Here is a 21,588-nt window from a genome sequence, read left to right as displayed (position 1 = left end):
TCATCCATAATGTGCTAGGATATAAATAAATAAGGAGCCGGTGCCAGCCGACTCCTCTGTACAGACTTGGGTGGTATACCCTCCAAGAGTTGAGCTGGAAAGTAACCCACTAGGCGACCAACCTGAGGTGGGTTACTTTCGTTTATCGATGTATGTCAACAGCGCTACAAGGAAAGTCCCGAACGCGAGGAAAGACATGATCGTTTGGAAAGTATCCATAGGCTACACCTCCTTTCTGGAGGGAGCCTACACCACAAGTCGAGCTGTACGAGTTAAATTATACCATGAACACTCTCTTAATCGAGGGTGTTTTTTTATTACGGGGGGTATCCACAATTTTGTGGAATGAAAGGAAATTTGACAAATTTCGCGAATATGTAGGATGGAAGGATTTGAGAGATCGAAACATAAGATTATCAAAAATATTTAGATGGATTACTAAAATTCTTCGTTGATACTGCTTCAAGACCAGGAATGTCTGGTTCACCGGTAATTATAAAGTCAAAAAGAGCTATAGGAATATTGGATGAAGGGGGACTCAATGGAAGTTGGTATTTTACAAAGTTGGTAGGGATATATTCTGGCCAAATCGGTGCAGATGATGATTTAAAGTTCAATTAGGTATAGTTTGGAAAGCAAGGGTTATCGACGAAATAATACTTACAAATCAAATTTGATTATTCAAAAACGACACAAAAATTATAATTTCTGAATCATTTTATAGAAACACTATCTTCTCCGGGTGGAACAGTTCATTATAAGTATAATACAAATCATCAAAGTAGGTGAATACTATACACAGCATGATACACGTTAGTCCTGAAATAAAAAAGTTTATTACTGAGAATAAATTTGAAATGGCTATGTTAATGGAGTTTTCATTGCCGTATTATCTTATATTAAACTCCGGATTTTATAGTTTTGATGCTCCAAGTGATTTCGTATTACCTGAGATAAATAAGAAAAGAAAAGTTGCTTTTGAACTAACCAGCTATTGTCATCGAGAGCAGGAAGTTCCTCTAAGAGAATCGACATTCACAGTACATCCAAGGTCACTCTCAACGGTTGATTACAGATACGATGTGTTTAATACATCAATATGTATTGTTTTAGAGAGCTTTTTGGATGAAAAGGAGTATATTGCTGAGCAATTAAAGGAACGAAGTGCTCATTATATTATTGATATAATGCAGCCATGTCTAGAGTTTATTCTATATAAATACAATGAATCAGCAGGTGGACTACACACAATAAGCCCTTCAGTTTTTGACTGCAGTCATTTGTCATATTATACTTTTTATTCTAATTTTCTTTTAGATCAATTTAGGATAACTCCTAATGTTAATACCATTACGCAATTAGGAAGTGATTCTGATTTTCGTTTAGCTTTGCAACATGATGTATCTGTATGGAAGGCATTCTTTAATGAATCAAAGTATGCTTACCGAACCTATGATTTTAGAAAGTCTATAATTTATTCTGCGATTGCTCTGGAATCTTATATTTCTAACATTATAGCTGGAACATTGAATCCCGAAGCTTACCAAAGAAATGGTGGAAATCATCTAAGTATTTATAAAAAAGTAAAATTTCTCATCAGAGATGGCTATATTAAATCAACACTAAGTGAAAACCAGATAGATGTTTTGCTGAAAAAAATTACTGATCCTCGTAATGACATGATGCATGGAAAAGTTACGAATTTTAAGAATCTTAATAAGCAGGCAAAAGATTCAGTAGATGCTCTAGAGGATTTATTTAACGGATGGAGATAATACTTTATCAGTTTTGGCGGTTGGGGATACAGATTAATATGATTTAACTAAGATCTTTTTTTATTTAGCTCTTCATCGGCGTATCGTTAGACTTACTCGGTTGCGAAAATATAAAGCAAAACAAAGAGTTGGAGAACAAACTTGAGCAAAATTAGACTGTATCATGATATATTTCAAAGGTATTTTTGGTTTGTTTGGACGATACTATTCTCGTTAGGTGGAATAATTGGTTTTTTTCAATATTTGTTCAGCAGGGAATATGTCTTAGCGATTGCGACGCTTATTATATTTCCATTTTTCGCTTTAGCCAGTTATTTCATTAGCAAGCATCACAAAAAGAGAATCACTAATAGAGAAAATAATTTAACGAAATAAATTCACTAAATTACCAAACTAGCAGGAATGTTAGTCATGTAACCGCCTCGTAGATGAGGCGGTTTTTCATTATGTTTAAAGCAAAAACTCAACAAACGCTGGGCTTCGAAGCATGCCGTTACGTGTCCAATTCCTTATTTTGACTCGAGCTTTAATTTTCGGCTCGACGTAAACGGTATCACGGTCCTCGCCGGTTATTAACGTTTGGGCTACACTATTAAACGCCATCCTGTGCCGTGCGGTTACACCGAGTTCTATGATACCAGCTGGCCGTAAGCGTCCGTTCTTACCGGGCACAGCCGCCAGCCATCCAAAGTCGCCTTTCCGATACCCCGTTATATAAACGTCCTCATATCGCCAGTTTATGATCTTCTGCCATGCACTTGATCTGTTGCTGACGTAAATCGAATTCTTTCGCTTCGCTACGATTCCTTCCATTTGTCGCGTCCGAATTTGTTCGTATAGAGCCTCGCCTTCATCTTCAATAAACGGTATTTTTCCGATAAACGGGCAGCATGACAGATCGGCAGCTGACAGGATTTCTTTACGATCCATAAGCGACCAGCCGCGTAGATCAACACCTCTATAGCGCAAGATATCGAATGCCAAGAAATTGACTGGCAGAGCTGCAGAAAGCTTTAGAACCTTATCGGTCTTCTTTGCAGAAAATCGCTCCATGACCAATTCGAAGTCAATTGAGCCTGTTTGCGGATCGGTACATGCAACCTCGCCGTCCAGGATTATATCCCCGTCAAATGTAAAGCCGGCCAGCTCGGGGTATTGCCGAGTACAGTCGTTATTGTGTCGTGTATACAGGCGTGTCTGACCGTTTATGTGTGAAAGGATCAAACGATGTCCGTCAATTTTTGGTTCATAGATGTAATTATCATCCGAAAAAGGAGCTTGAGCGGTTTCGAGTAACATTGGAGAAATGAACATAAAAACACCTCTACATCAATTATAGCGCTTGGCTATACGATGCAGAGGCGGGAAGTGCTGGAAGGTTATAATAAGAGCCCCAGCGATGCGGCCCTTTTTAGTGAACACTAATTTTCTGGTATGTATTCGTCGATATCAAAGGTAATGATCTTGTCGAAGATAATGTTGTCTTTGCGTGATTTGAAAGGTCCTTTTGCATGTGGATCGTCAAGTGTGTAACGCGCTGGTCCAGTGCCGTCCGCTTTTGCATCATACCAAGCGGTAAATGCGTTTACTTCAGTCATCGACAGGTCGTATTCGCGTTCGATTCCATTGACTAGCGTGATCGTCAGGATTGCTCGACCAGTTGGCTCCGGGTTCACAGGAGCATTCGGCGTTGCAGATGCTTCGTTGGAATTCGCGCTTTCTCCACCGGCGTTGACGGCTGTGATGACGTAGTAGTAAGTTGTGCCGTTCGTTACGGCCGTATCAGTGTATGTCGTGCCGGTTACGCCTGTTGCGATCGTTGTGTATGGGCCACCGGCTGTTGTTGAACGTTTAACGTTATAACCAGTCGAGCCGGTTACTGCAGACCATGAGAGATCGACTTTTACATTGCCGCCTGTTGCTGCTAAATTGATAGGTGCAGTTGGTTGGGATGGAAGAGGAGGGGAATATACCTCTACATTATTTAAATAAACTGAATTTCCGCTATGTCCTCCAATTGCATAAATATGTCCATTAAGACTTACAGCTGTAAGGTATGCACGAGCAGTTATCATATTAGTCCTCGGAGCCCACGAGTCTGTACTCGGGTCATACTCGAATAGTTCATTATAATACCTTGAAAGAGAGTAGCCTCCAAGCAAGTAAATCTTCCCATTCAAAGAAGTTAACGCTGATCCCAATACATTAACTGGTGGACTTGCTTTTGAGGTCCATGTATCTGTAGTGGGATCATACATCATGTTATCATTGCCGATTGTATATATTTTCCCGTTAATAACTGTTGCTTTATAATACTCTCTCGGTGAAGGAATGTCTGATTTTGTCAACCACGAATCAGTAACCGGGTCATAGACTAGTACTTTCTTAGGGGAATACGTCCCTCCTAAAATATAAACCTTCCCATTAACTTCAGCTATCCCAAAATGCCCCTGTGCATAAGGCATTGGTGACTTTATTGTCCAAGTATTAGTTATTGGATCGTATGCTTCAACTTTATTGATAGCAGGACCTCCGTTGACGAGACCACCAAATACGTAGATCTTTCCATTAATAGCTACAGCACCTGCTGATTCTCTAGCTGTTGGCATGTCTGCTTTACTAGTCCAAGTATCTGTAGTTGGATCATACTCCTCAACAGTAGCGATCGGTGTTGAGGCACTAGCAGTTCTACCACCAAAGACATATATCTTTCCATTTAATTCAGCTGAAGTAATGTATGACTTAGCTGTTAGAATAGGAGCTTTCGTCGTCCATGTATCCTCTGCCGCTAAACTTGGTACGGCCAAAACAGAGGACAACATCATTATTGCCAAGCATAAACTTAATAAAAACTTTGAAACACTTTTCACTCTTCACTACCACCTTTTCTATAATTTCTCTCAACAAGCGATATCATACAGATAAAGTCATATTATGTCTAAACATAAATAACCTTATATTAGAATATATGGATAATTAATTCATTTATTTGTTCGAGTAGCAGTGAGGATCCCCTTATAGGGGATTTTTTTCTTGTTGCACGTTCGCATATTTGTTCGTATACTAGTCAATAACAAGAACAAATGTTCGCATCTAAGGGGCGGACAAAATGAAGAACAGAAAGAATTACGCAAATGAGCTGCGAGAAATTGCCGGCGGACACGAAGGATTACGCTCGGCTATTGAGGCGTATGAACGGGAGCCTGAGCTGCTGCAGGAAATCGATCAGCTGCGAGCAAGTATATCGGCCGTTGTTAAAGCAGTCGCGGGAGGTGCTGGCGAACATGGCACAACTTAGTCCGACCTTACCGACTGAAGATGAAATCATCGCGGTCAAAAACGCAATCCTCTTGCCACTCATGATGGAAATGTGTGACCGAAGCTGTAAGGAGCTTGAGCAAGGAAAAGGTATCTTCAATACGCTTCATTTAGCTGCAGCTCGGTCTTTAATTGATGCAATCCATGACGATCTTGTCGCATCGAAAAAGTTCTTGTTCTCCAGGAAAATAAAAATGTACCCGGATCCCGAGAACAAACTTAGATGTGAGTACCGGTTTAGAGGATATGTCGGCGAAATGGCTCTGCTGAGGGATGTGGCAAAGGCAGAAATAGCAGTACGGTTAGGGGAGTATATCAAAGACATCGGGGCGAAATTGGAGGGCTGAAAAATGAAACTCGATCATGGCAGATATGAGAAATACATCGGTAAGGATATCGAAATTATATACCTGGATCGACACAACCGAATCACGAAACGATTTATTGAGGTTCGTGACGTTAAAGATGGGATGATTAAAGCGTATTGTTTGGAGGCAAAAGGGCCGAGGGTTTTTAGAATTGAAAACATAATGGCAGTTGGAGCAGTCCGGAGAGATCGCCGTCATGGGTAGGAACAGGTATATTCGAACAAATATTTAGATTAATTATCCATAATATCTATAATAAGGTTATTTATGTTTAGACATAATATGACTTTATCTGTATGATATCGCTTGTCGAGAGAAATTATAGAAAAGGTGGTAGTGAAGAGTGAAAAGTGTTTCAAAGTTTTTATTAAGTTTATGCTTGTCTATAATTATGTTTACTTCTGTTTTGGCCATACCAAGTTTAGCGGCAGAGAATACGTGGACGACGAAAGCTCCCATGCTTTCTGCAAGGGGTAATAACTTTGGTGTAGCAGAGTACAATGGGAAAATCTATGTATTTGGTGGTAGAAATTCTAGTTCAGTTTCAATTGCTAAAGTTGAAGAGTATAACCCAATCACAAATACATGGACTAATAAACAAGACATGCCGACCGCAAGAGAGCCAGTAGGTGCAGCAACTATTAATGGGAAAATATATGTATTCGGTGGACATGTAAACGGAGGTTATTATCAAACTGCAGTAGAAGTTTACGATCCTGCTACAGATACTTGGTCAACAAAAACAAGTATTCCTAACCCAGAGTATTTTTATTCCTTAGTCGAAGTTGATGGGAAGGTATATCTCTTTGGAGGAAGTTCCAAAAAAGTACTGGTATATGATTCTGTAACTGATACATGGTCCGAAAAAGCACAGCAACCTGCAGGCAGAGAGACTTTTGATGCCGTCAACATAAATGGAAAAATATATACAATTGGAATGGACAATGTATTGTATGATCCTACTACGGACACATGGACACCTAAAGCCAACCCCCCCGTATCTGCAGGGTCAACAGCTTTAACTTATGCGAATGGGAAACTTTACTTATTAGGTGGCTATAAAAGCTCGGGTAACCAGTATTTAAATAATTTATATGAGTATGATCCGAATACAGATACGTGGACTGCAAGAGCTAATATGTTAACAGCTCGCTCGTCCCATGAGGCTATTAATGTAAATGGTTCTATATATGCAATTGGAGGGTACAATGCTTCTTTTCTCAAAACTGTTGAAATGTACTCCCCTCCAACACCAGAGCAGCCAGCTGCGCCTATCAATTTAACAGCAACTGGCGGCAATGCAAAAGTAGATCTTTCATGGTCCGCAGTAGCCGGTGCGACTGGTTATAACGTTAAACGTTCCACCACCGAGGGTGGGCCGTACACAACAATTGCTACTGGCGTCGCCGGCACTACATATACGGATACAGCCGTAACGAACGGTACAACTTACTATTACGTCGTTACAGCGGTCAATGCAGGAGGAGAAAGCGCAAATTCGAACGAAGCTTCTGCAACACCACAAGCGCCAGCTTCGACGGGCAGAGCAATCTTAACCATCACGCTTATGAACGGCATTGAAAAAGAATATGACCTGTCGATGGCCGAAGTAAATGCATTTACCTCATGGTACGATGCGAAAGCAGACGGAACCGGTCCAGCACGATATACATTGGACGATCCACACGCTAAGGGACCATTCAAAGCTCGTAAAGACAACATTATCTTCGACAAGATCATTACCTTTGATATCGACGAATACACGCCAGAAAATTAGCGTAAAGAGTGGGCCGCAGCGATGCGGCTCTTTTTATTGTCTTTATAGGATCCGAGACTGTATTTAGAGTTTTTTCTATGAAATTTCCAAGGATGCGACAAAATTCGCCATTAATGGTTCTTGAGTTGGGGTATAATTCACTCAGTATGTTGACTAGGGGGAGTAAGATGAAGAAGAAAGTAATAGCGTTAGCGTGTACAGTCGGATTATTGTTTAGTGGTGTTGTAGGGGCATCGAGCATCAATGGAGAGTTTAATGGGAATCCAATTGTCAAAGTAAAATCGAACGGACAAGTTTTGCCTGTAGAAGATACGCCGGCTGTTATTTATGAAGGTCGTACATTAGTTCCGATCTATATGTTGAGGCAATTAGGGGCCGAGGTCAATTGGGACCAAGATACATACAGCGTGGATGTGAAATTGCCTAGTACAAATACAAGTAGCAGTAATCAAAACGACATCAAATTACTTAAGCTATATAGCAAGATAGTTGATCAATATAAGTCACTTACTGTACTTGGTGATATGTTGTCCGATATAGGTCAGGCATTTAGCAATACTTATGATGCAATCAGCAATAATTATAAGGTAAGTGAATCGTTTACAGAAGCTAATAATCATTTAAATACAGTAATAGAAACTTACAATGCTATGATTCCGGTTGTCGAGAATATCATAAATGAATCAAATAGTAAGAATCTAAACGTATATGATATGCGAACAATATTAAATGATTATAATAAATCAATAGACTACTATAAAGAATCATATAAAGGACTCGAGAAATATAATACTACAAAGCGTGAAGCGGATTTTTATGACTACTTAAATAACAGCAAGAAAGCATTTGATAGTATGGTAGTGTCAAGAACAAACACAATTTCAAAATACTACGAATATTTTAATAAAATTCAGGATTTCTGAAGTATCGGGGATATTATCCATGACCGATAAAAAATAAGCCACGGTATCCGCCGTGGCTTTGTTGTTCAATCCGGTATCGGATCATAAACGGGTTCGATCGAGAACGCCTATATTAGGCACTAAGCAAGATTTAAAATGTGGAGACCTCTCGATAAGTAATCAGTCAATGGGCTTTTCTCAAGCATATGCAGTATGATGACTTCTTTATCCTTCTCGCCCTTCAGAAAGCGTATATAATCAAACACCATTTTTTGAGGACTTACTTCTTCCTTCTCCTCGCGAAACTCATATTCTCCATAATCGCTTCCATCGTCTTCATCGTCTAAATTTTCATCGCGTCCAATGTACATAATGGCTTGAATAATGACGAGATCACTGTGTGGTAATTGCATTAGGTAATCCTTAAAAGCTTTTTGACTTTCAATTATCCCCTCATCTTGAAGAGATGCAATATATGCCTCGACTGAATCAGGATCACCTTCATAATTACGATCAAATAGCTGCAAAATGTGATTGTATGTATGGGCCAGTCGAATTGTTTCATGAACATGAGGCACCAGTGATTTCATTTTTGCCAGAAGAACACTCATCGTTTCATCTCCTTAATTGGCGTAATATGGAATCCATTTTCCTACATGTTTCAATTTGTTTCAATAGAAAAAAGTCACGGAATATTCCGTGACCTTTTGTTATTAAATCGCATTACTCTACATCGAACTCTACTCTGATAACTTTCCCAAGCAGTTTTACATCGTCTTTTGGTACTGATTCTGATGTAAAGTTACGATTTGATGTTTGAAGGAAAAGTAACTCCCCATAATCAAATATGCGTCTAACTATTGGATCGCCATTACGTATTCGAATGACATGAAGTTTACCATTTTCTATAAACAATTTACTTGTTGTAATAACTCTTGAACCTTTGGTTATGCCATCCATAACCATTGAGTCATCTAGTATCAGGTAACTTGGTTGTTCTCGACTATATTGTATGCCCCACCAGTCAGATTCAGTTTGATCAGCAACAAAATAAATTTTATTGATTCTTGGAAGATTGTCCAGAATATACGAATCTGGGTTAATGAGTAATACATTATTACGAGCAGTATCCCATACAGGGCTATTTTCTTCAGGTAAGTAGACACTGGGAGTATAGTCAAGAAAGTGATCCAACTTTGTTTGTGAGAGATGTATATTTAAGGCTTCCGGATTTATTTCATATAAGTTTGTAATAAAATATGACTTTTCTTCGACGGACCACTCTCTAGTGTTTTTTTCAAATTCTGTGATTATATTGATAATTTTGTTTTTAAGTTTTTCATCATGGGGGTAAATGTCAATTATTTGTTTGATTATTTCTTCCGGTTCCTCCGTACATTTAGTTACAAATTCTTCAAACAAACAGTGAATCAATGCTTCTGGTTCAGTTCTCTCGAGTGTACCAAGTAAGTATATATCTGCATGATCCATTAATTTATTAATAACTTCCTCGATGTCGAAAGCCATTTGATCATCGTTTCTTTTTTGATCACCGTTAATGAGTATTTCTACGATCTTTGAATTAATCAAAAATTTCTTTTCTATTTTTTTTCTCTCAAGTAATTGATATATGGTAATATCCTTTTCGTTAATTTTCTCCTGTTTTATACTATTATAAATCATTCTTTTTCCATCATCAGTAATCTCAGAAATAATTTTTGCTTTTAAGTAAGGCGATAATTTTTTTAAAATGTCTTGTTTGTTTTTATTTTTAAAAAAACTTGAAATGTCTTCAAAGTCCAAACCTTCTTTTCTTGCTATTCTTTTTAGAGTTATTTGGTTAGAAGGGCGTTCAAGATTCGTCACAAAATCATCAAGGATCTCATTGAAAAATTTATTCAATGAAGAGTCGTTATTTTCAATACCCACTCTTATTTCGGAAGGGAATTTACTATAGACTTCAGCACGAATAAATTCTTCAGCATCACCTCCAACAATCTGTGCAAGAGCTCTAATTATATCTTCATGAACAGGTGTTTCGCCATTAAAAACACTTTTCAAATAATATTTATCTATCAGCCGGCCTCTTTTTGAAAGCCCCATTTCATTCAATTGTTTAACAAGATCCTCGATGGTCTGCTCATCCAGATCAATATATTTCTTAAGAAATGTACCGAATGTATAACTATTCTCCCTTTTTATATCGTCAGTTCTACCTAGAAGATAATCAGTGCTTGTATCAAGTGCGTCTGCTAGTTTTTGTAATGTTTCCATATCGGGGGTCCTGGTTCCATTTTCGTAACTAGATATTGAAACCTTTGTTACACCGATTTTGCGACCAAGGACTTCTTGAGTTAATTTTTTTTCTTTTCTCAAGTTCTTTAGTTGAGAAGGGAAATCCATAAGTATCTCCTTATAAACAAAATTATCGACATTATTATTATATTGTTAGCAGATAGTAAACGCAAAAAGTAAACTAAATGAAAACTTCTTCTTTACATTTACTATTTGGTAAGGTATCATGTAATTAGTTAGCATTTAGTTTACTTTTTGAAAGGGCTGAGGTATTTGATTAGAAAACGACTAAAAGAAATTCGTGAAGAAAAAAAGAAATCGTTCAAACAAGTTGCAGAAGCAGTGGGAGTAAGTAAGCCATATTATTGGCAAATTGAGAACGGTAAGCGTGGGCTTTCCTATGAACTTGCTGTTAAAATCGCATCTTATTTTGAATCTAAACCAGATCAAATTTTTTTGCCAGAGGAGTTAACTAAATGCTTACAAGGTGAGCAGGCAGTTTGAAAAAAATGAAAACACCCTATGCAAACTTGGCGGGATGCAGGGTGTCCTCATTAAGTATGGGCAAACGCCCACTATTCTAAACATCATTATACATAAACTCCACGAATAATCCCACAAAAATATGATGTTGGCGTTTGCCCTCCGATGGAAACACTGGTTATGAACCTAATCCAAGGAGGAGTTTAAATGAATAACCTAGCAAGTTGGACCGAGCTTGAAAAGCAGAAAAGATGCGATCAAGTCCTTGCAGCTGCAGAAAGTGATGCAGTAATTGACGGTAAGTTCTGGGATTTCGACCGGTGTTTGAGTGAAGCCGTTAAGGAACTGACAAACGAACAAGCTTCGAATGTTAGAGACCTTGAGTCCTACTTGAATGAGATCTTCGTACTTGCTATCGATTTCGCTTATCGTAAAGGCTTCAATGACGGCATGGAGTTAGGCAAAGACATCGCTATGATGGTCAGCAATACCAAGCCCGAACTGCTCTATAAAGGCATCGTAAGAGCCAGAAAGGCGGTGCGGGTATGATCATCAACGAACTGATGTCAGATGAAGAACAAACCGCTGAAAATATCCTTCGTATCCTGAGAAGCAAGAGCCTGCGCGAGTTGCAAGAGGATTTAGACCATGCGAAACAGCTTCCTCAAGATAAAGGTACGGAGCTCCTGATTGAGTTCATTCAGGTGTTTATCGACCGAGCGACATACTTGTTCGCAAGAGCAGCAGCCAGAAAGCAAATGCTATCCGATCAGTCTTTCGTTCCATTCAATGCAGATGAAATCTCCTGCGGAATGGAGGTCGGTGCGGTATGACGATGGAAAGGTTCCTTGAAGTAGCAACCATTAATCAAATTATTGAACTCGAAAACCGTCTGAAGGAAACGAATGACCCTAGTTTCACTGGGATAATCGATTGCTTGGGTGAAATTATAACAGTTAGATTGCCTTCACCGTATCAAATCCCTGAGCTCCCGAACGGGGCTTTTGAAATAGCAATGGTTTAACGGATATGGTGCGACGTCGCACCATTTATATCAAAAACATTCGCGAGGGAGATGGGGAAATGAACGAGTTGAAGTTGATCAACAACAATGGACAATTCTTGGCAGATAGCAGAGATGTTGCGGAAATGACCGGAAAACGTCATGACCACTTGCTACGTGATATTGATGGGTATGTTGAAATCTTAGGGAAATCAACCTCCCCAAGTTTGGGGACGTTAATGAACGAAGAATTCCGTTCGTCCGATTTCTTTATCCCAGGCACCTATTCGGACGGTAAAGGCGAGACTCGAAGGAATTACCTGATCACCCGGAAGGGCTGTGACATGGTAGCAAATAAGCTGACTGGTGAGAAAGGTGTACTGTTCACAGCAGCTTACGTTACCAAATTCGACGAAATGGAACAACAAAGGATCGATATTGCTCGTCTTTCACCCGAATTACAGCTTTTCAATTCCATGTTCCAGGCTGTCGCCAAGACACAACTTGATCTTGCCGAAGTGAAAACCACTGTTCAGGTGATCCAAGAAACCTTCCTGCAGCGTGACGAGGACTGGCGGAAGCATGTGAACGGGCTTCTGACAAAAGCGGCTTTTCGAATGGGCGGGAAATATCAAGATTTATGGAATGAAAGTTACAGACAATTGGAAGAGCGAGGCCGCTGTAATCTGAATGTCAGACTTAACAAGCTGCTAACGCGTCTTGCAGAGAGCGGAGCCACTAAAACGAAGATCGCTCAAACGTCTCGAATGGATGTCATCGAAGCGGATCCGAAGCTCAAGGAAATTTACACGACAATCGTGAAGGAGCTATCAATTGGCTCGAACCTGAAACTGGTTAGTGGAGGCTCGCAATCATGAAAAAATCTCTCCAATGGACCTATTATAACCAGGTTACTGAGCTACTAGATAAGGTGCAAAAGCTGCTGGAACAGTATCATAATTTCTATTTTTCGGCCTGGGATGAAGCACATCAATACAACAAGCGTATATTGCAATCATTCATTACTGCCAATATTCGGAACGGGAAGACCTTTGATGGAGATTTAAGGGCTAAGTATGAAGAGCAATTTGACCTTGATGCAATTGAAAAGATTCCAGTTTACGGACTATATAACCCTTTTGTATCCATTCGCATTTATCACCGGAAAATTAAAGCTTTGAATCGGAAGAACTGGGATTATCACAAGCAGCTGCGTGAGCTGATGAAAGCCATTAAGAAGCTGGACAAAGAGATGGAACCATACGGATATGAGGAAATGATCGCCGGCTTTATCTTTCACCTTCACGAAGCACGGGACAGGATCAAAAGATCAATGGACTACGAGATCAATATTATGGCTTTGGCTGATTTGATTCGATTTTACTTCGTAGAAAACAACTGGATGATGGACAAGCATAGTTTCCTTCAAATCATAACCGTATCCAAGGACAAGCGACGATGGGACGGAACTAGGACGGTACCATATGCCGAAATCATCAAGGATATACCTGACCTGATCGATTACAACACATTTGAACGATTGATCTTTATGGAAAATCTCGAAGACGATAAAGATGACTATTTGCACGACATCTTTATGGATCAAGTGATGGACGTTATGAAGAAGCACCGGGAACAAACCGGCGTTAGTGCATTTGAGGTCTTCCAGGAGGCTCTTGGGAAGCCGCTACAGACGTTTACACTCGAGACAGATGCTTATGGCGATGTCGTGAATGTAACGCCTAATAAGCCGAGTATAAAGCTTGTACGGTAAGGAAGTCATGTGGACAAGGAGGGAAAGAATCAATGGCTGTCCTGCCGTTTAAGCAGCATAGACATATCTGGAGAGGTGATCCGGATATGGAGAAAAACTATGCCAAGACGTATACAATCGGCAATTCAACAATCCATATTGTAGCGCCACCCCCAATGACTGAGGAACAAAAAGAACGGATATTGGATGATTATCACGCTGCCGGCTGGAAGATCATTGACGAACTGGTAGAGCGCGGAGAGGCCGTCTAAGCCTCTTTCTGATAGACAAGCTACAAGGGACGAGAGGAGTGACGATCTAGTGCAAATCAATGAACTCATCGATCAAATAACCAAGCGGAAATTTAACGGGACGCAGCTTAAAATCCTCTTGTTTATATGGCGTCATACTTTCGGTGTTGAAAGGAAAAGCAATCATTTGTCGTTATCTCTCATTTGTAAAGATACAGGAATTCATAAAGATCAAGTTAAGTATGAAATGAACAGGCTAGTTAACCTCAACGTTCTTCAAGTTATATCAGAAGCATCCTTTAGCCAGGCACGAGAGATCGGAATAAATGATGAAATTGAACAGTGGAAAGCTCTCGTTTGCAGCGAAATGGACAACCTACAGGGGGTTAAAATACCACCTGTGGAGGAGGAAATTAACCCAGAGGGGGTCAATTCACCCCCTGGGTGTGAAAAGGCACAGAGGGAGGGGGCTAATTCACCCCCTGTGAATCAAGAAAATAATATTGCACAGGGGGTTAAAAGCCCCCCTCCTGCGGAAGCTGAAAATCGTGTTTCTTCAATGAGTTCTTTAAAAGATATTAATTCTTTAAGATCTTTAAAAGATTTTAAAGATTTAAAAAATACTACTACTACCGAGGCCACATTTTTCGTTCAGAAAGAGTACGCCAGTTTACACGGCAAGTTTCCGGAGCATGTCAGGCAAAAAGAGGTCATGGCGATAAAAGAACTTCTTGAGTCGGGAGTGTCGGCTGAATTTATCATCACATCCATGAAGCAGATTCACAAAGAGAAGCTGGAGAAGGACGAGCCTGTCACATCCTTCCTGTACTATCCCGAAGCAATCAAGCGAATGTGGAAGGAGCATACCTCTCCAAATGTGCTGCAATTCTCCAGTACTGGCGGCAAAAAGTCAGGTTCCGTCGATTGGGATAAAGTCAAACGACAACTGGAGGAGGCTGCTCGTGGACAACAATCAGGTGCTTGATATATTACGGTTTATCAAAGGGGCGTATCACCGATTCGAAATCAACGAGGATATGCCGAGAGTCTGGATGTCGATCCTGCAGAAAGAAGATTACGACGTCGTCATGCAGCGATTGGAACGGCATATTCGAACTTCGAGGTATGAGCCGACCATCCATGATTTGATCACACATTCGGGTGAAGAACTGGAGAGGCTCCGACAGCAGCGGGAAGAAGAGATAAATGCGAATCCGCTGCAGGCGATGTAGGTGGAGCCATGATAGACATCCATACAGAACAGATCGTTTTAGGGGCAATGGCTTGTGATTCCGAATGTTACGACATCGCAAGTAGTGAGCTGAAAGAGGAGTTTTTTACAGAGGTCGAGCATCGGAAACTGTTTGATGTGATGTTGCGAATGTCAGGACTAGCCAAACTAACGCCGGCCATGATCAAGACAGAGTGTGCTGGAGATACGGGGATGAAGATTGCGCTGGATAGTGCTGTCGCTTCGTTCACGAATCGGGAAGAGTTCGAATATCACCTCAAAAGGCTGAAGGAGCTATATGCCAAACGTCAGTTTCTGAACATCGGGGAACGGCTAGTCAGAATGGCGAGGAATGAACAAACCACTGTCGATGAACTGTCCGGTGTATACGAAAGCGTGATTACCGAGTCGTACTCAACCGAGGATAAGGACGCCATTATCGAGATTAAAGACATTTTGGTCCAAGTGTTCGAACAGCTCGAGCAGCGCGTAATGAATAAGGGCAAAGCGGAGAACGGATTGAGGCTAACCTACACGACAGCACAAGGTAAGACGATGGGGCTGCCAGGGCTTGATGATACATTCATGGGACTGCGCGGCGGGGACCTGATCATGATATGTGCGGAAAGCGGTCACGGTAAAACGGCATTAGCTCTAAACATCGCACGGATCATAGCGGTCCATAAGAAAAAGCGCGTTTACTACGAGAATACCGAAATGTCCAAGGAAGAACTGGTGATGAGGGTACAGTCCGCAATGACAGGTATCCCGCTAAAGGACCTGTTCGAAGGGATCATAGAGGGGGAACAGTGGGAAGCTATCACAATGGCAATAGGCATGCTTTCAGAGGCTCCCCTTACAGTCTCACGCATCCCTTATCTTACACCGCTTAAAGCCAAAAGCTTGGCAAAACGAGTGAAGGCGAAGCACAAAGAACTGGATCTGGTTATCATCGATTACATTGGCCGGATGGAGCTTGAACAGCAAAAAGGTATGCAAGAGTACCAAATCCTTTATCGGATCAGTGAGTACTGCAAATCGATGGCGGTTGAACTGGATGTACCGGTAATTATTCTCGCGCAGCTCACTGAAGACGGAAAACTGGAAGGCGCGAGGAAGATGAAAAATGCCTGTGATGGCCTGCTGTTCTTCAAACCATTGGATGATAAGGATTATGAAAAGTGTCCAAGACAGGCGAATTATAAGCTTGTAAAGGCCAAGGTAAGGCGGAACAGTACGGATAAGCCCATCTATCTGCATTTTCATAAGCCAACGCAGCTGATAACCGAGGTGGTGTAATGCAAGAGTATATATACGTCGATGTTGCGAAGGATGGACCACAGAACCGCAACAGGATATGCAGGTTCGATGCGCTGGATACCTGGGGGAAAGAACTGAAAGACACCTACTGCACCTATTTCCGCTATACAGCGGACATGAAGAGGCATGTTGAGCTGAACGGAACGGTAAGAGGGTACGAAGGGCCGGCATATAGTCCATTCATACCTTTCGACATTGACGCGGATATGCTGCATATCTCGCTGGACCGGACAAAGGACTTGCTGAACAAACTTATCGGTTACGGAGTGGACCTAAATACGTGCAAGGTATATTTTAGTGGATCCAAAGGGTTTCACGTATTGTTGCCATCCGAAACGGTCGAAGTCGAGCCATCAGAGCACATTCACAGAGCGTTCAGGCATTTTGTTAAACGATTGGATGTCCCTTATGTGGATATGACTATATACGACAAGGTAAGGCTCTTCCGGATGCCGAACACGATCAACACCAAGAGCAACAAGTACAAAATCCCGATGCATCACCTTGAGGTGTTCGGAGCCACAGCGGCTAAGATCATGAACGACGCCATGAAGCCACGGGAAGATTGGGCGGCAGAAAGAGCAAGTCCAAACGAACAGTTAACGACCCTGTACGTAGGCCAGAAGGAAGAACAACAGCAGCAGCCAAGGGCAGACCTTCATGCGGGAACAATCCAACGAAAGATATGCCTGCAGCGCATGATGGAGGGCGTAGGAGCCGGCGAGCGGGATAACGTCGGGTTGAGGGTTGCGGTCCACCTGAAACAATCAGGACTCAACAAGGACATGATCTGGCAGTCGCTCAGGGTTTGGAACAACAGCAATAAGCCGCCGATCGAGGATGGAGATTTAGAGCGTATTTACAGACAAGGGCTGGAGCAGTCATACGATTTCGGGTGCCGGGACGATGTTCTGAGCCGGTACTGTGACCATAAATGCCAATTTTATAAAGCCGGGAGGAATTAGGATGCAGCAGATTATTTCGAGATTGAACGTTACTCAAGAGTGGGAGAAGGAAAGTCTTTTGTTCGCCAAACATATTCGTGAGGATTACGAGAACTTGTGGCAGACCTATTCCTTCTGCAAAAAGTTCATGTATCTACGGGAGCTGGAAAGGAATAGCTTCGTTCGAAAATCGTACGAAGACAAACTGAAAGACGTCTGTAAATACGTAGGGGTAACGCCGAATGAAGCGGTTAGAGAAGGTGTACTGGAGTTTCACGAGGCGTTTAAGCCGGATAGTATCCCATGGTTCTTCGAGGAGACTAGAGTTTGGGAAGGTGATTTTAGCGCATAACAGCGGCTATTAATCATAATGTCACTGTGATATACTGGTTTTATATACTGAAAATTCGGAATATTTCGATAATTGGAGGGTGAACATGAAATCATTAGAAAACTATAAAGCTGATTTGGCCTACTGGGAACAACATAATCCGGATAACAAAAACAAGATCGATGCGATTAAGGCTGAAATCTACCGGTTAGTACAAGAACAGCAGCTGAAGGATGAACAACAGGAACGTGAACAGCGGTTCGTAGAGAATGTAGGCGGACTCATGGATAAAATGATTCAATCCGGGCTGTATGAGAAAGTATACGGTGACAAGCCAGCTGAAGGTGAACGGATTTACGAGTACGAGGACAACCGAAAAAACTTCTATATGGCCGTTATTTCACTGCTTGAGGAAGATAAAGAAGCCGATCGGCAGTATTACGAGGACTTGCTTAACGCACGTGACGAAAAGGTTCGCCGGCTAACGCAACAAGGCATCGAAAACGAGAACCACCTGGCAGCTGAACTCGATAAAGTTACAGAGCTTAACGAAACGATTAACGCATTGAATGCCGAAGTCGCTGAATGCGAAGCACTCCTGCAAAAAGCCAATGCTGAACGTGATGCGGCTATCGAACAGCTGGAACGAGAGAAATCCAAACATAGCATTACACTGGATCAGTTCAACCGGCTTGGGACAGTTTGCGAAGAAAAGAATGAGCGAATTGCGAAGCTTGAAGCGGACTTGGAAGAAGCGAAGAGGCCTAAGGCAAGTGCGACATCAGATACCACGAAGGATCTAATCGCAAACCTCAAGCCGGCTACCAAGTGGGCAGATAAGGCAAAATCAAGTTATGAAATGTTCCTTGAACGTAACAAAGATTTACAACTAATTGAACCTCCGGCCATAGAGCCGGTGAACGGCGGTGACTCGTTTCGCACAGAAGATACTGCGACTGAGTCTGCAGACGATCAACTTCATTTTGCCAAAGCGTCTGAGACAGTAACAGAGGAACAGTTTCGAAGCGGCAATAGCAATCATCCAGAAGCGCCAATGGTGGGAACCGACGCCGGAACTGCGACAGGCACATCGAATTCGGAAACGATGGATACAGCAGCGAATGAAGATGCAGGGTTTACAATAGAGCAACGTGTAGCAGCACTAGAAGCTCATGTATTCGGATATGTGAAGGTAGCATAGAGGGAGGTAACGCTCTCCCTCTCAGGAGGTGAAGCTATGAACCGCGACAAAGTAACGGAACTGTTAAGGAACTACCGGTATTACAAGATGGCAATAAGGGATTACGAAACGCCGGAGATGAAACCGAATTACACATTCGGACCGGAGAGATTCTTCACAGCAGCTCCTTGTAGGACAACATCATACTCGGATATGCCGATGGGAACGGGAAGCGGATCGAGAGCGCCAACCTTAACAGGCGATTGGACTCTTGAGGACCACATCGAATATGAAAAATACCGATATGCAGCAAAGCGCGTTGAGATGGCACTGGAGCTATTGAGCGATGAAGAACGTTCAGTCATTTCGCTCAAATGGATGGACGGCCTGACGCTTGATCAGATCGGAAAGAGGAAGAAGTACAGTCGCGAGTGGGTAAAGAAAATGCATCGCAGAGCGCTTGAAAAATTGACGATATGCTTACGATTTGACGAAGTTCCAAGCATCGAACCAAACGTTCCGGTTGCTTAAAGTGTACCCCCTACTGTACCCCTAATCTGATATATAGTTATAGTATCGAAGGATAGCCGATATCGTATCGATAGCTAATTGCGCAGTCATACGGTACCTATCCTTTGTCCATACAATTACGGCGATTACGTATAAACGTGGTCGCTTTTTATTTTGAACTAGGAGAAGGTGATGACAATGGCAGAACTGACCGAAAAGCAAAAGCGATTCGCTGACTACTATATCGAGTCAGGGAACGCCACAGAAGCAGCAATTAAAGCTGAATACAGTGAGAAGACAGCTCGGTTTATAGGGGCTGAAAACTTAACAAAACCTAACATACGCGCGTATATAGACGAAAAGATCAAAGGAAAAGATAATGATCGCATTGCTAGCCAGGATGAAGTGCTTGCGTTTCTTACCAATGTCATGCGAGGCAAGGTAACCGAAAAAGTGCCGATTCTCATTGGCAATGGTATGCAAGAACTCGTAGAGAATGTCCCAGCTGTTCAGGTTCGAGAGAAGGCTGCTGAACTCCTAGGAAAACGTTACATGCTTTGGACAGATAAGCAATTGATCGAAGGGAGTTTAGTTGTATTCAAGGGAGAGAGCGAACTTGAGGACTGAAATCAATCTTCCTAGCGTCATCGGTCGGGGATATGCATCGTTTTGGAAAACGAAGAAACGTTATAGAGTTGTGAAGGGTGGTCGTGGATCTAAGAAGTCAACGACAGCCGCAATGTGGTTTATTTACAACATCATGAAGCATCCGAAAGCTAATGCTCTTGTCGTGAGGAAAACGTATAACACACATAAGGACAGCACATATGCCCAGCTAAAGTGGGCTGCAAGTAACCTTGGTGTGTCTGAGTATTGGCGGTTCACATTAAGCCCGTTAGAAGCCATATACACGCCAACCGGTCAGAAGATAATATTTCGTGGGTTTGACGATCCGCTAAAGCTAACCTCCATGACCGTTAATGTCGGAAAGTTATGTTGGGTATGGCTAGAGGAAGCATATGAAATCGAAAATGAATCTGATTTCGATACGCTGGATGAATCTATACGTGGCGAGATGCCCTCAGGACTATGGAAGCAAATAACGATCACTTTCAATCCATGGGTGAATTCCCATTGGACGAAGAGTAGATTTTTTGATAAAGAGTTCCCGGATTCGTTTACGTTGACCACGACATACAAGTGTAATGAGTGGCTTGACCAAGGAGACCGCAAACGAATCGAGGATTTAGAGTTCACCAACCCCGATCGGTTTAAGGTTGTTGGTTTAGGAGAATACGGAATACCTGGGGGGACATTCTTTGATGAGTTCCGTACAGACGTACATGTAATCGAGCCATTTCCGATCCCTTCACATTGGCAGAGATACCGAGTATTGGATTACGGGTTGGATATGTTGGCTCATTATTGGGTGGCTATCGACACAAAAGGGTACGCCTATTTCTACAAAGAACTATACGAATCAGATCTAATCATAAGTGAAGCAGCAAAAAGAATAGCTGGAATGACAATCGAGAGCATTCGGATCACCTATGCGCCACCTGATTTGTGGAATAGGCGACAAGAAACAGGGAAAAGCGCGAGGGACTTGTTTCTAGAGAATGGTGTTTTGCTATCAAAAGCATCTAATGACCGTGTTCAGGGATGGTTAAACGTCAAGGAGTGGCTTAAACCATTCAAGACGAGGGATGAACACACTGGCGAGGAAATAACTACTGCACGTCTCAAAATATTTAAAAACTGTATCAACTTGATACGAACAATACCTCAACTTCAAAGGGACGAGAAAGATCCGAATGACGTAGCTACTGAGCCGCACGAGATAACGCATGCACCAGATGCTGTGAGGTATTTCTGTAGTATGCGTACAGTACCGACGAGAGTGGAAAAGAAAGCGCTCGATGGTTTCTATACAGATGCAGAACTTGAAGACTTGGGGTACAAGCAAAAAGAAATCAAGAAGGTGAAATGATGAAATGTCCATACTGTGATTCAACCCAGTTCAAAGAGGCGCGTAATGACCTCGGACTGGGTTTCTTTAAGTCTGACGGCATGAAGCCGGTACGTATGAAGCCTAAGCGCTGCGAAGGATGCGGTCATGTGGCGATATTCGCCCCGAAGGAGGATTA

The 21,588-nt window shown here is 41.9% G+C and carries 27 protein-coding genes; 22 read left to right on the top strand and 5 right to left on the bottom strand.

The window, feature by feature from the left end; translation table 11 throughout:
* Positions 1-132 precede the first annotated feature (132 nt).
* Complete coding sequence (locus DQG23_RS42850; RefSeq protein ID WP_272949032.1) at positions 133-219, bottom strand: putative holin-like toxin; 87 nt, start codon at positions 217-219, stop codon at positions 133-135.
* 584 nt (positions 220-803) lie between these two features.
* Here DQG23_RS42850 and DQG23_RS04600 point away from each other — a divergent pair.
* Positions 804-1,775, top strand: coding sequence for a hypothetical protein (locus DQG23_RS04600; RefSeq protein ID WP_113029645.1), 972 nt, complete (start codon positions 804-806; stop codon positions 1,773-1,775).
* A 450-nt stretch (positions 1,776-2,225) separates the two neighbouring features.
* Here DQG23_RS04600 and DQG23_RS04590 read toward each other — a convergent pair whose 3' ends face one another.
* Both DQG23_RS04590 and DQG23_RS04585 read right to left on the bottom strand, forming a co-directional pair.
* Complete coding sequence (locus DQG23_RS04590) at positions 2,226-3,089, bottom strand: ATP-dependent DNA ligase (protein WP_113029643.1); 864 nt, start codon at positions 3,087-3,089, stop codon at positions 2,226-2,228.
* A gap of 107 nt (positions 3,090-3,196) precedes the next feature.
* Positions 3,197-4,645, bottom strand: coding sequence for a Kelch repeat-containing protein (locus DQG23_RS04585; protein WP_113029642.1), 1,449 nt, complete (start codon positions 4,643-4,645; stop codon positions 3,197-3,199).
* 239 nt (positions 4,646-4,884) lie between these two features.
* Between DQG23_RS04585 and DQG23_RS04580 the strand changes: the two genes are divergently transcribed.
* From DQG23_RS04580 to DQG23_RS04560, 5 genes are all read left to right on the top strand, one after another.
* The gene (locus tag DQG23_RS04580) at positions 4,885-5,073 is read left to right on the top strand and encodes a hypothetical protein (RefSeq protein WP_113029641.1); all 189 of its coding nucleotides are present in this window, start codon (positions 4,885-4,887) and stop codon (positions 5,071-5,073) included.
* A complete protein-coding gene (locus tag DQG23_RS04575; protein WP_113029640.1) occupies positions 5,060-5,440 on the top strand; it encodes a YhjD family protein in 381 nt (126 codons plus the stop codon). Before DQG23_RS04580 ends, DQG23_RS04575 begins: the two co-directional genes overlap by 14 nt.
* 3 nt (positions 5,441-5,443) lie before the next feature.
* Positions 5,444-5,665, top strand: a complete 222-nt coding sequence (locus DQG23_RS04570; protein WP_113029639.1) for a hypothetical protein — start codon at positions 5,444-5,446, stop codon at positions 5,663-5,665.
* Positions 5,666-5,804: 139 nt separating this feature from the next.
* Positions 5,805-7,238, top strand: a complete 1,434-nt coding sequence (locus tag DQG23_RS04565) for a Kelch repeat-containing protein (RefSeq protein ID WP_113029638.1) — start codon at positions 5,805-5,807, stop codon at positions 7,236-7,238.
* A 167-nt stretch (positions 7,239-7,405) separates the two neighbouring features.
* Positions 7,406-8,161 (top strand): stalk domain-containing protein, encoded by a 756-nt coding sequence (locus DQG23_RS04560; RefSeq protein ID WP_158560295.1) that lies wholly within the window; start codon positions 7,406-7,408, stop codon positions 8,159-8,161.
* A 119-nt stretch (positions 8,162-8,280) separates the two neighbouring features.
* On the opposite strand, the gene DQG23_RS04555 is transcribed toward DQG23_RS04560, so the two are convergent.
* Both DQG23_RS04555 and DQG23_RS04550 read right to left on the bottom strand, forming a co-directional pair.
* Positions 8,281-8,751: a DUF3775 domain-containing protein gene (locus DQG23_RS04555; RefSeq protein ID WP_113029636.1), complete on the bottom strand. Its 471-nt coding sequence runs from the start codon at positions 8,749-8,751 to the stop codon at positions 8,281-8,283.
* Between the two features lie 112 nt (positions 8,752-8,863).
* Positions 8,864-10,543, bottom strand: coding sequence for a helix-turn-helix domain-containing protein (locus DQG23_RS04550; RefSeq protein WP_113029635.1), 1,680 nt, complete (start codon positions 10,541-10,543; stop codon positions 8,864-8,866).
* 165 nt (positions 10,544-10,708) lie between these two features.
* Between DQG23_RS04550 and DQG23_RS04545 the strand changes: the two genes are divergently transcribed.
* The 16 genes from DQG23_RS04545 (at position 10,709) to DQG23_RS04470 (ending at position 21,431) form a co-directional block, all read left to right on the top strand.
* Positions 10,709-10,939, top strand: coding sequence for a helix-turn-helix transcriptional regulator (locus tag DQG23_RS04545; RefSeq protein WP_113029634.1), 231 nt, complete (start codon positions 10,709-10,711; stop codon positions 10,937-10,939).
* Between the two features lie 186 nt (positions 10,940-11,125).
* Positions 11,126-11,467: a hypothetical protein gene (locus DQG23_RS04540; protein WP_113029633.1), complete on the top strand. Its 342-nt coding sequence runs from the start codon at positions 11,126-11,128 to the stop codon at positions 11,465-11,467.
* Positions 11,464-11,751: a hypothetical protein gene (locus DQG23_RS04535; RefSeq protein WP_113029632.1), complete on the top strand. Its 288-nt coding sequence runs from the start codon at positions 11,464-11,466 to the stop codon at positions 11,749-11,751. Before DQG23_RS04540 ends, DQG23_RS04535 begins: the two co-directional genes overlap by 4 nt.
* Positions 11,748-11,942 carry a hypothetical protein gene (locus DQG23_RS04530; RefSeq protein ID WP_113029631.1) on the top strand — a complete coding sequence of 65 codons (195 nt, stop codon included), beginning with the start codon at positions 11,748-11,750 and terminating at the stop codon, positions 11,940-11,942. The genes DQG23_RS04535 and DQG23_RS04530 overlap by 4 nt, the downstream gene beginning before the upstream one ends.
* Positions 11,943-12,001: 59 nt before the next feature.
* Positions 12,002-12,799, top strand: a complete 798-nt coding sequence (locus DQG23_RS04525) for a Rha family transcriptional regulator (protein WP_113029630.1) — start codon at positions 12,002-12,004, stop codon at positions 12,797-12,799.
* Complete coding sequence (locus DQG23_RS04520) at positions 12,796-13,695, top strand: hypothetical protein (protein WP_113029629.1); 900 nt, start codon at positions 12,796-12,798, stop codon at positions 13,693-13,695. Before DQG23_RS04525 ends, DQG23_RS04520 begins: the two co-directional genes overlap by 4 nt.
* Before the next feature lie 32 nt (positions 13,696-13,727).
* Positions 13,728-13,946, top strand: coding sequence for a hypothetical protein (locus DQG23_RS04515; protein ID WP_113029628.1), 219 nt, complete (start codon positions 13,728-13,730; stop codon positions 13,944-13,946).
* Between the two features lie 49 nt (positions 13,947-13,995).
* On the top strand, positions 13,996-14,910 hold the full coding sequence (locus tag DQG23_RS04510; RefSeq protein ID WP_113029627.1) for a replication protein: 915 nt from the start codon (positions 13,996-13,998) through the stop codon (positions 14,908-14,910).
* Positions 14,888-15,157 carry a replicative helicase loader/inhibitor gene (locus DQG23_RS04505; RefSeq protein WP_158560294.1) on the top strand — a complete coding sequence of 90 codons (270 nt, stop codon included), beginning with the start codon at positions 14,888-14,890 and terminating at the stop codon, positions 15,155-15,157. Before DQG23_RS04510 ends, DQG23_RS04505 begins: the two co-directional genes overlap by 23 nt.
* 8 nt (positions 15,158-15,165) lie before the next feature.
* A complete protein-coding gene (locus DQG23_RS04500) occupies positions 15,166-16,455 on the top strand; it encodes a replicative DNA helicase (RefSeq protein WP_113029625.1) in 1,290 nt (429 codons plus the stop codon).
* On the top strand, positions 16,455-17,441 hold the full coding sequence (locus DQG23_RS04495; RefSeq protein ID WP_113029624.1) for a primase C-terminal domain-containing protein: 987 nt from the start codon (positions 16,455-16,457) through the stop codon (positions 17,439-17,441). Before DQG23_RS04500 ends, DQG23_RS04495 begins: the two co-directional genes overlap by 1 nt.
* A gap of 1 nt (position 17,442) precedes the next feature.
* Complete coding sequence (locus DQG23_RS04490) at positions 17,443-17,772, top strand: hypothetical protein (RefSeq protein WP_113029623.1); 330 nt, start codon at positions 17,443-17,445, stop codon at positions 17,770-17,772.
* 85 nt (positions 17,773-17,857) lie between these two features.
* Positions 17,858-18,952, top strand: a complete 1,095-nt coding sequence (locus DQG23_RS04485) for a coiled-coil domain-containing protein (protein WP_113029622.1) — start codon at positions 17,858-17,860, stop codon at positions 18,950-18,952.
* A 36-nt stretch (positions 18,953-18,988) separates the two neighbouring features.
* Positions 18,989-19,462 carry a sigma factor-like helix-turn-helix DNA-binding protein gene (locus DQG23_RS04480; protein ID WP_113029621.1) on the top strand — a complete coding sequence of 158 codons (474 nt, stop codon included), beginning with the start codon at positions 18,989-18,991 and terminating at the stop codon, positions 19,460-19,462.
* A 177-nt stretch (positions 19,463-19,639) separates the two neighbouring features.
* Positions 19,640-20,068, top strand: a complete 429-nt coding sequence (locus tag DQG23_RS04475) for a terminase small subunit (RefSeq protein ID WP_113029620.1) — start codon at positions 19,640-19,642, stop codon at positions 20,066-20,068.
* Entirely contained in the window at positions 20,058-21,431 is a 1,374-nt protein-coding gene (locus DQG23_RS04470) for a PBSX family phage terminase large subunit (RefSeq protein ID WP_113029619.1), read from the top strand. Before DQG23_RS04475 ends, DQG23_RS04470 begins: the two co-directional genes overlap by 11 nt.
* Positions 21,432-21,588 lie beyond the last annotated feature (157 nt).

It is taken from the genome of Paenibacillus contaminans (genome assembly GCF_003285015.1).
GTDB classification, from domain to species: domain Bacteria; phylum Bacillota; class Bacilli; order Paenibacillales; family NBRC-103111; genus Paenibacillus_V; species Paenibacillus_V contaminans.
This window is presented reverse-complemented; position numbering and strand designations above follow the sequence as displayed.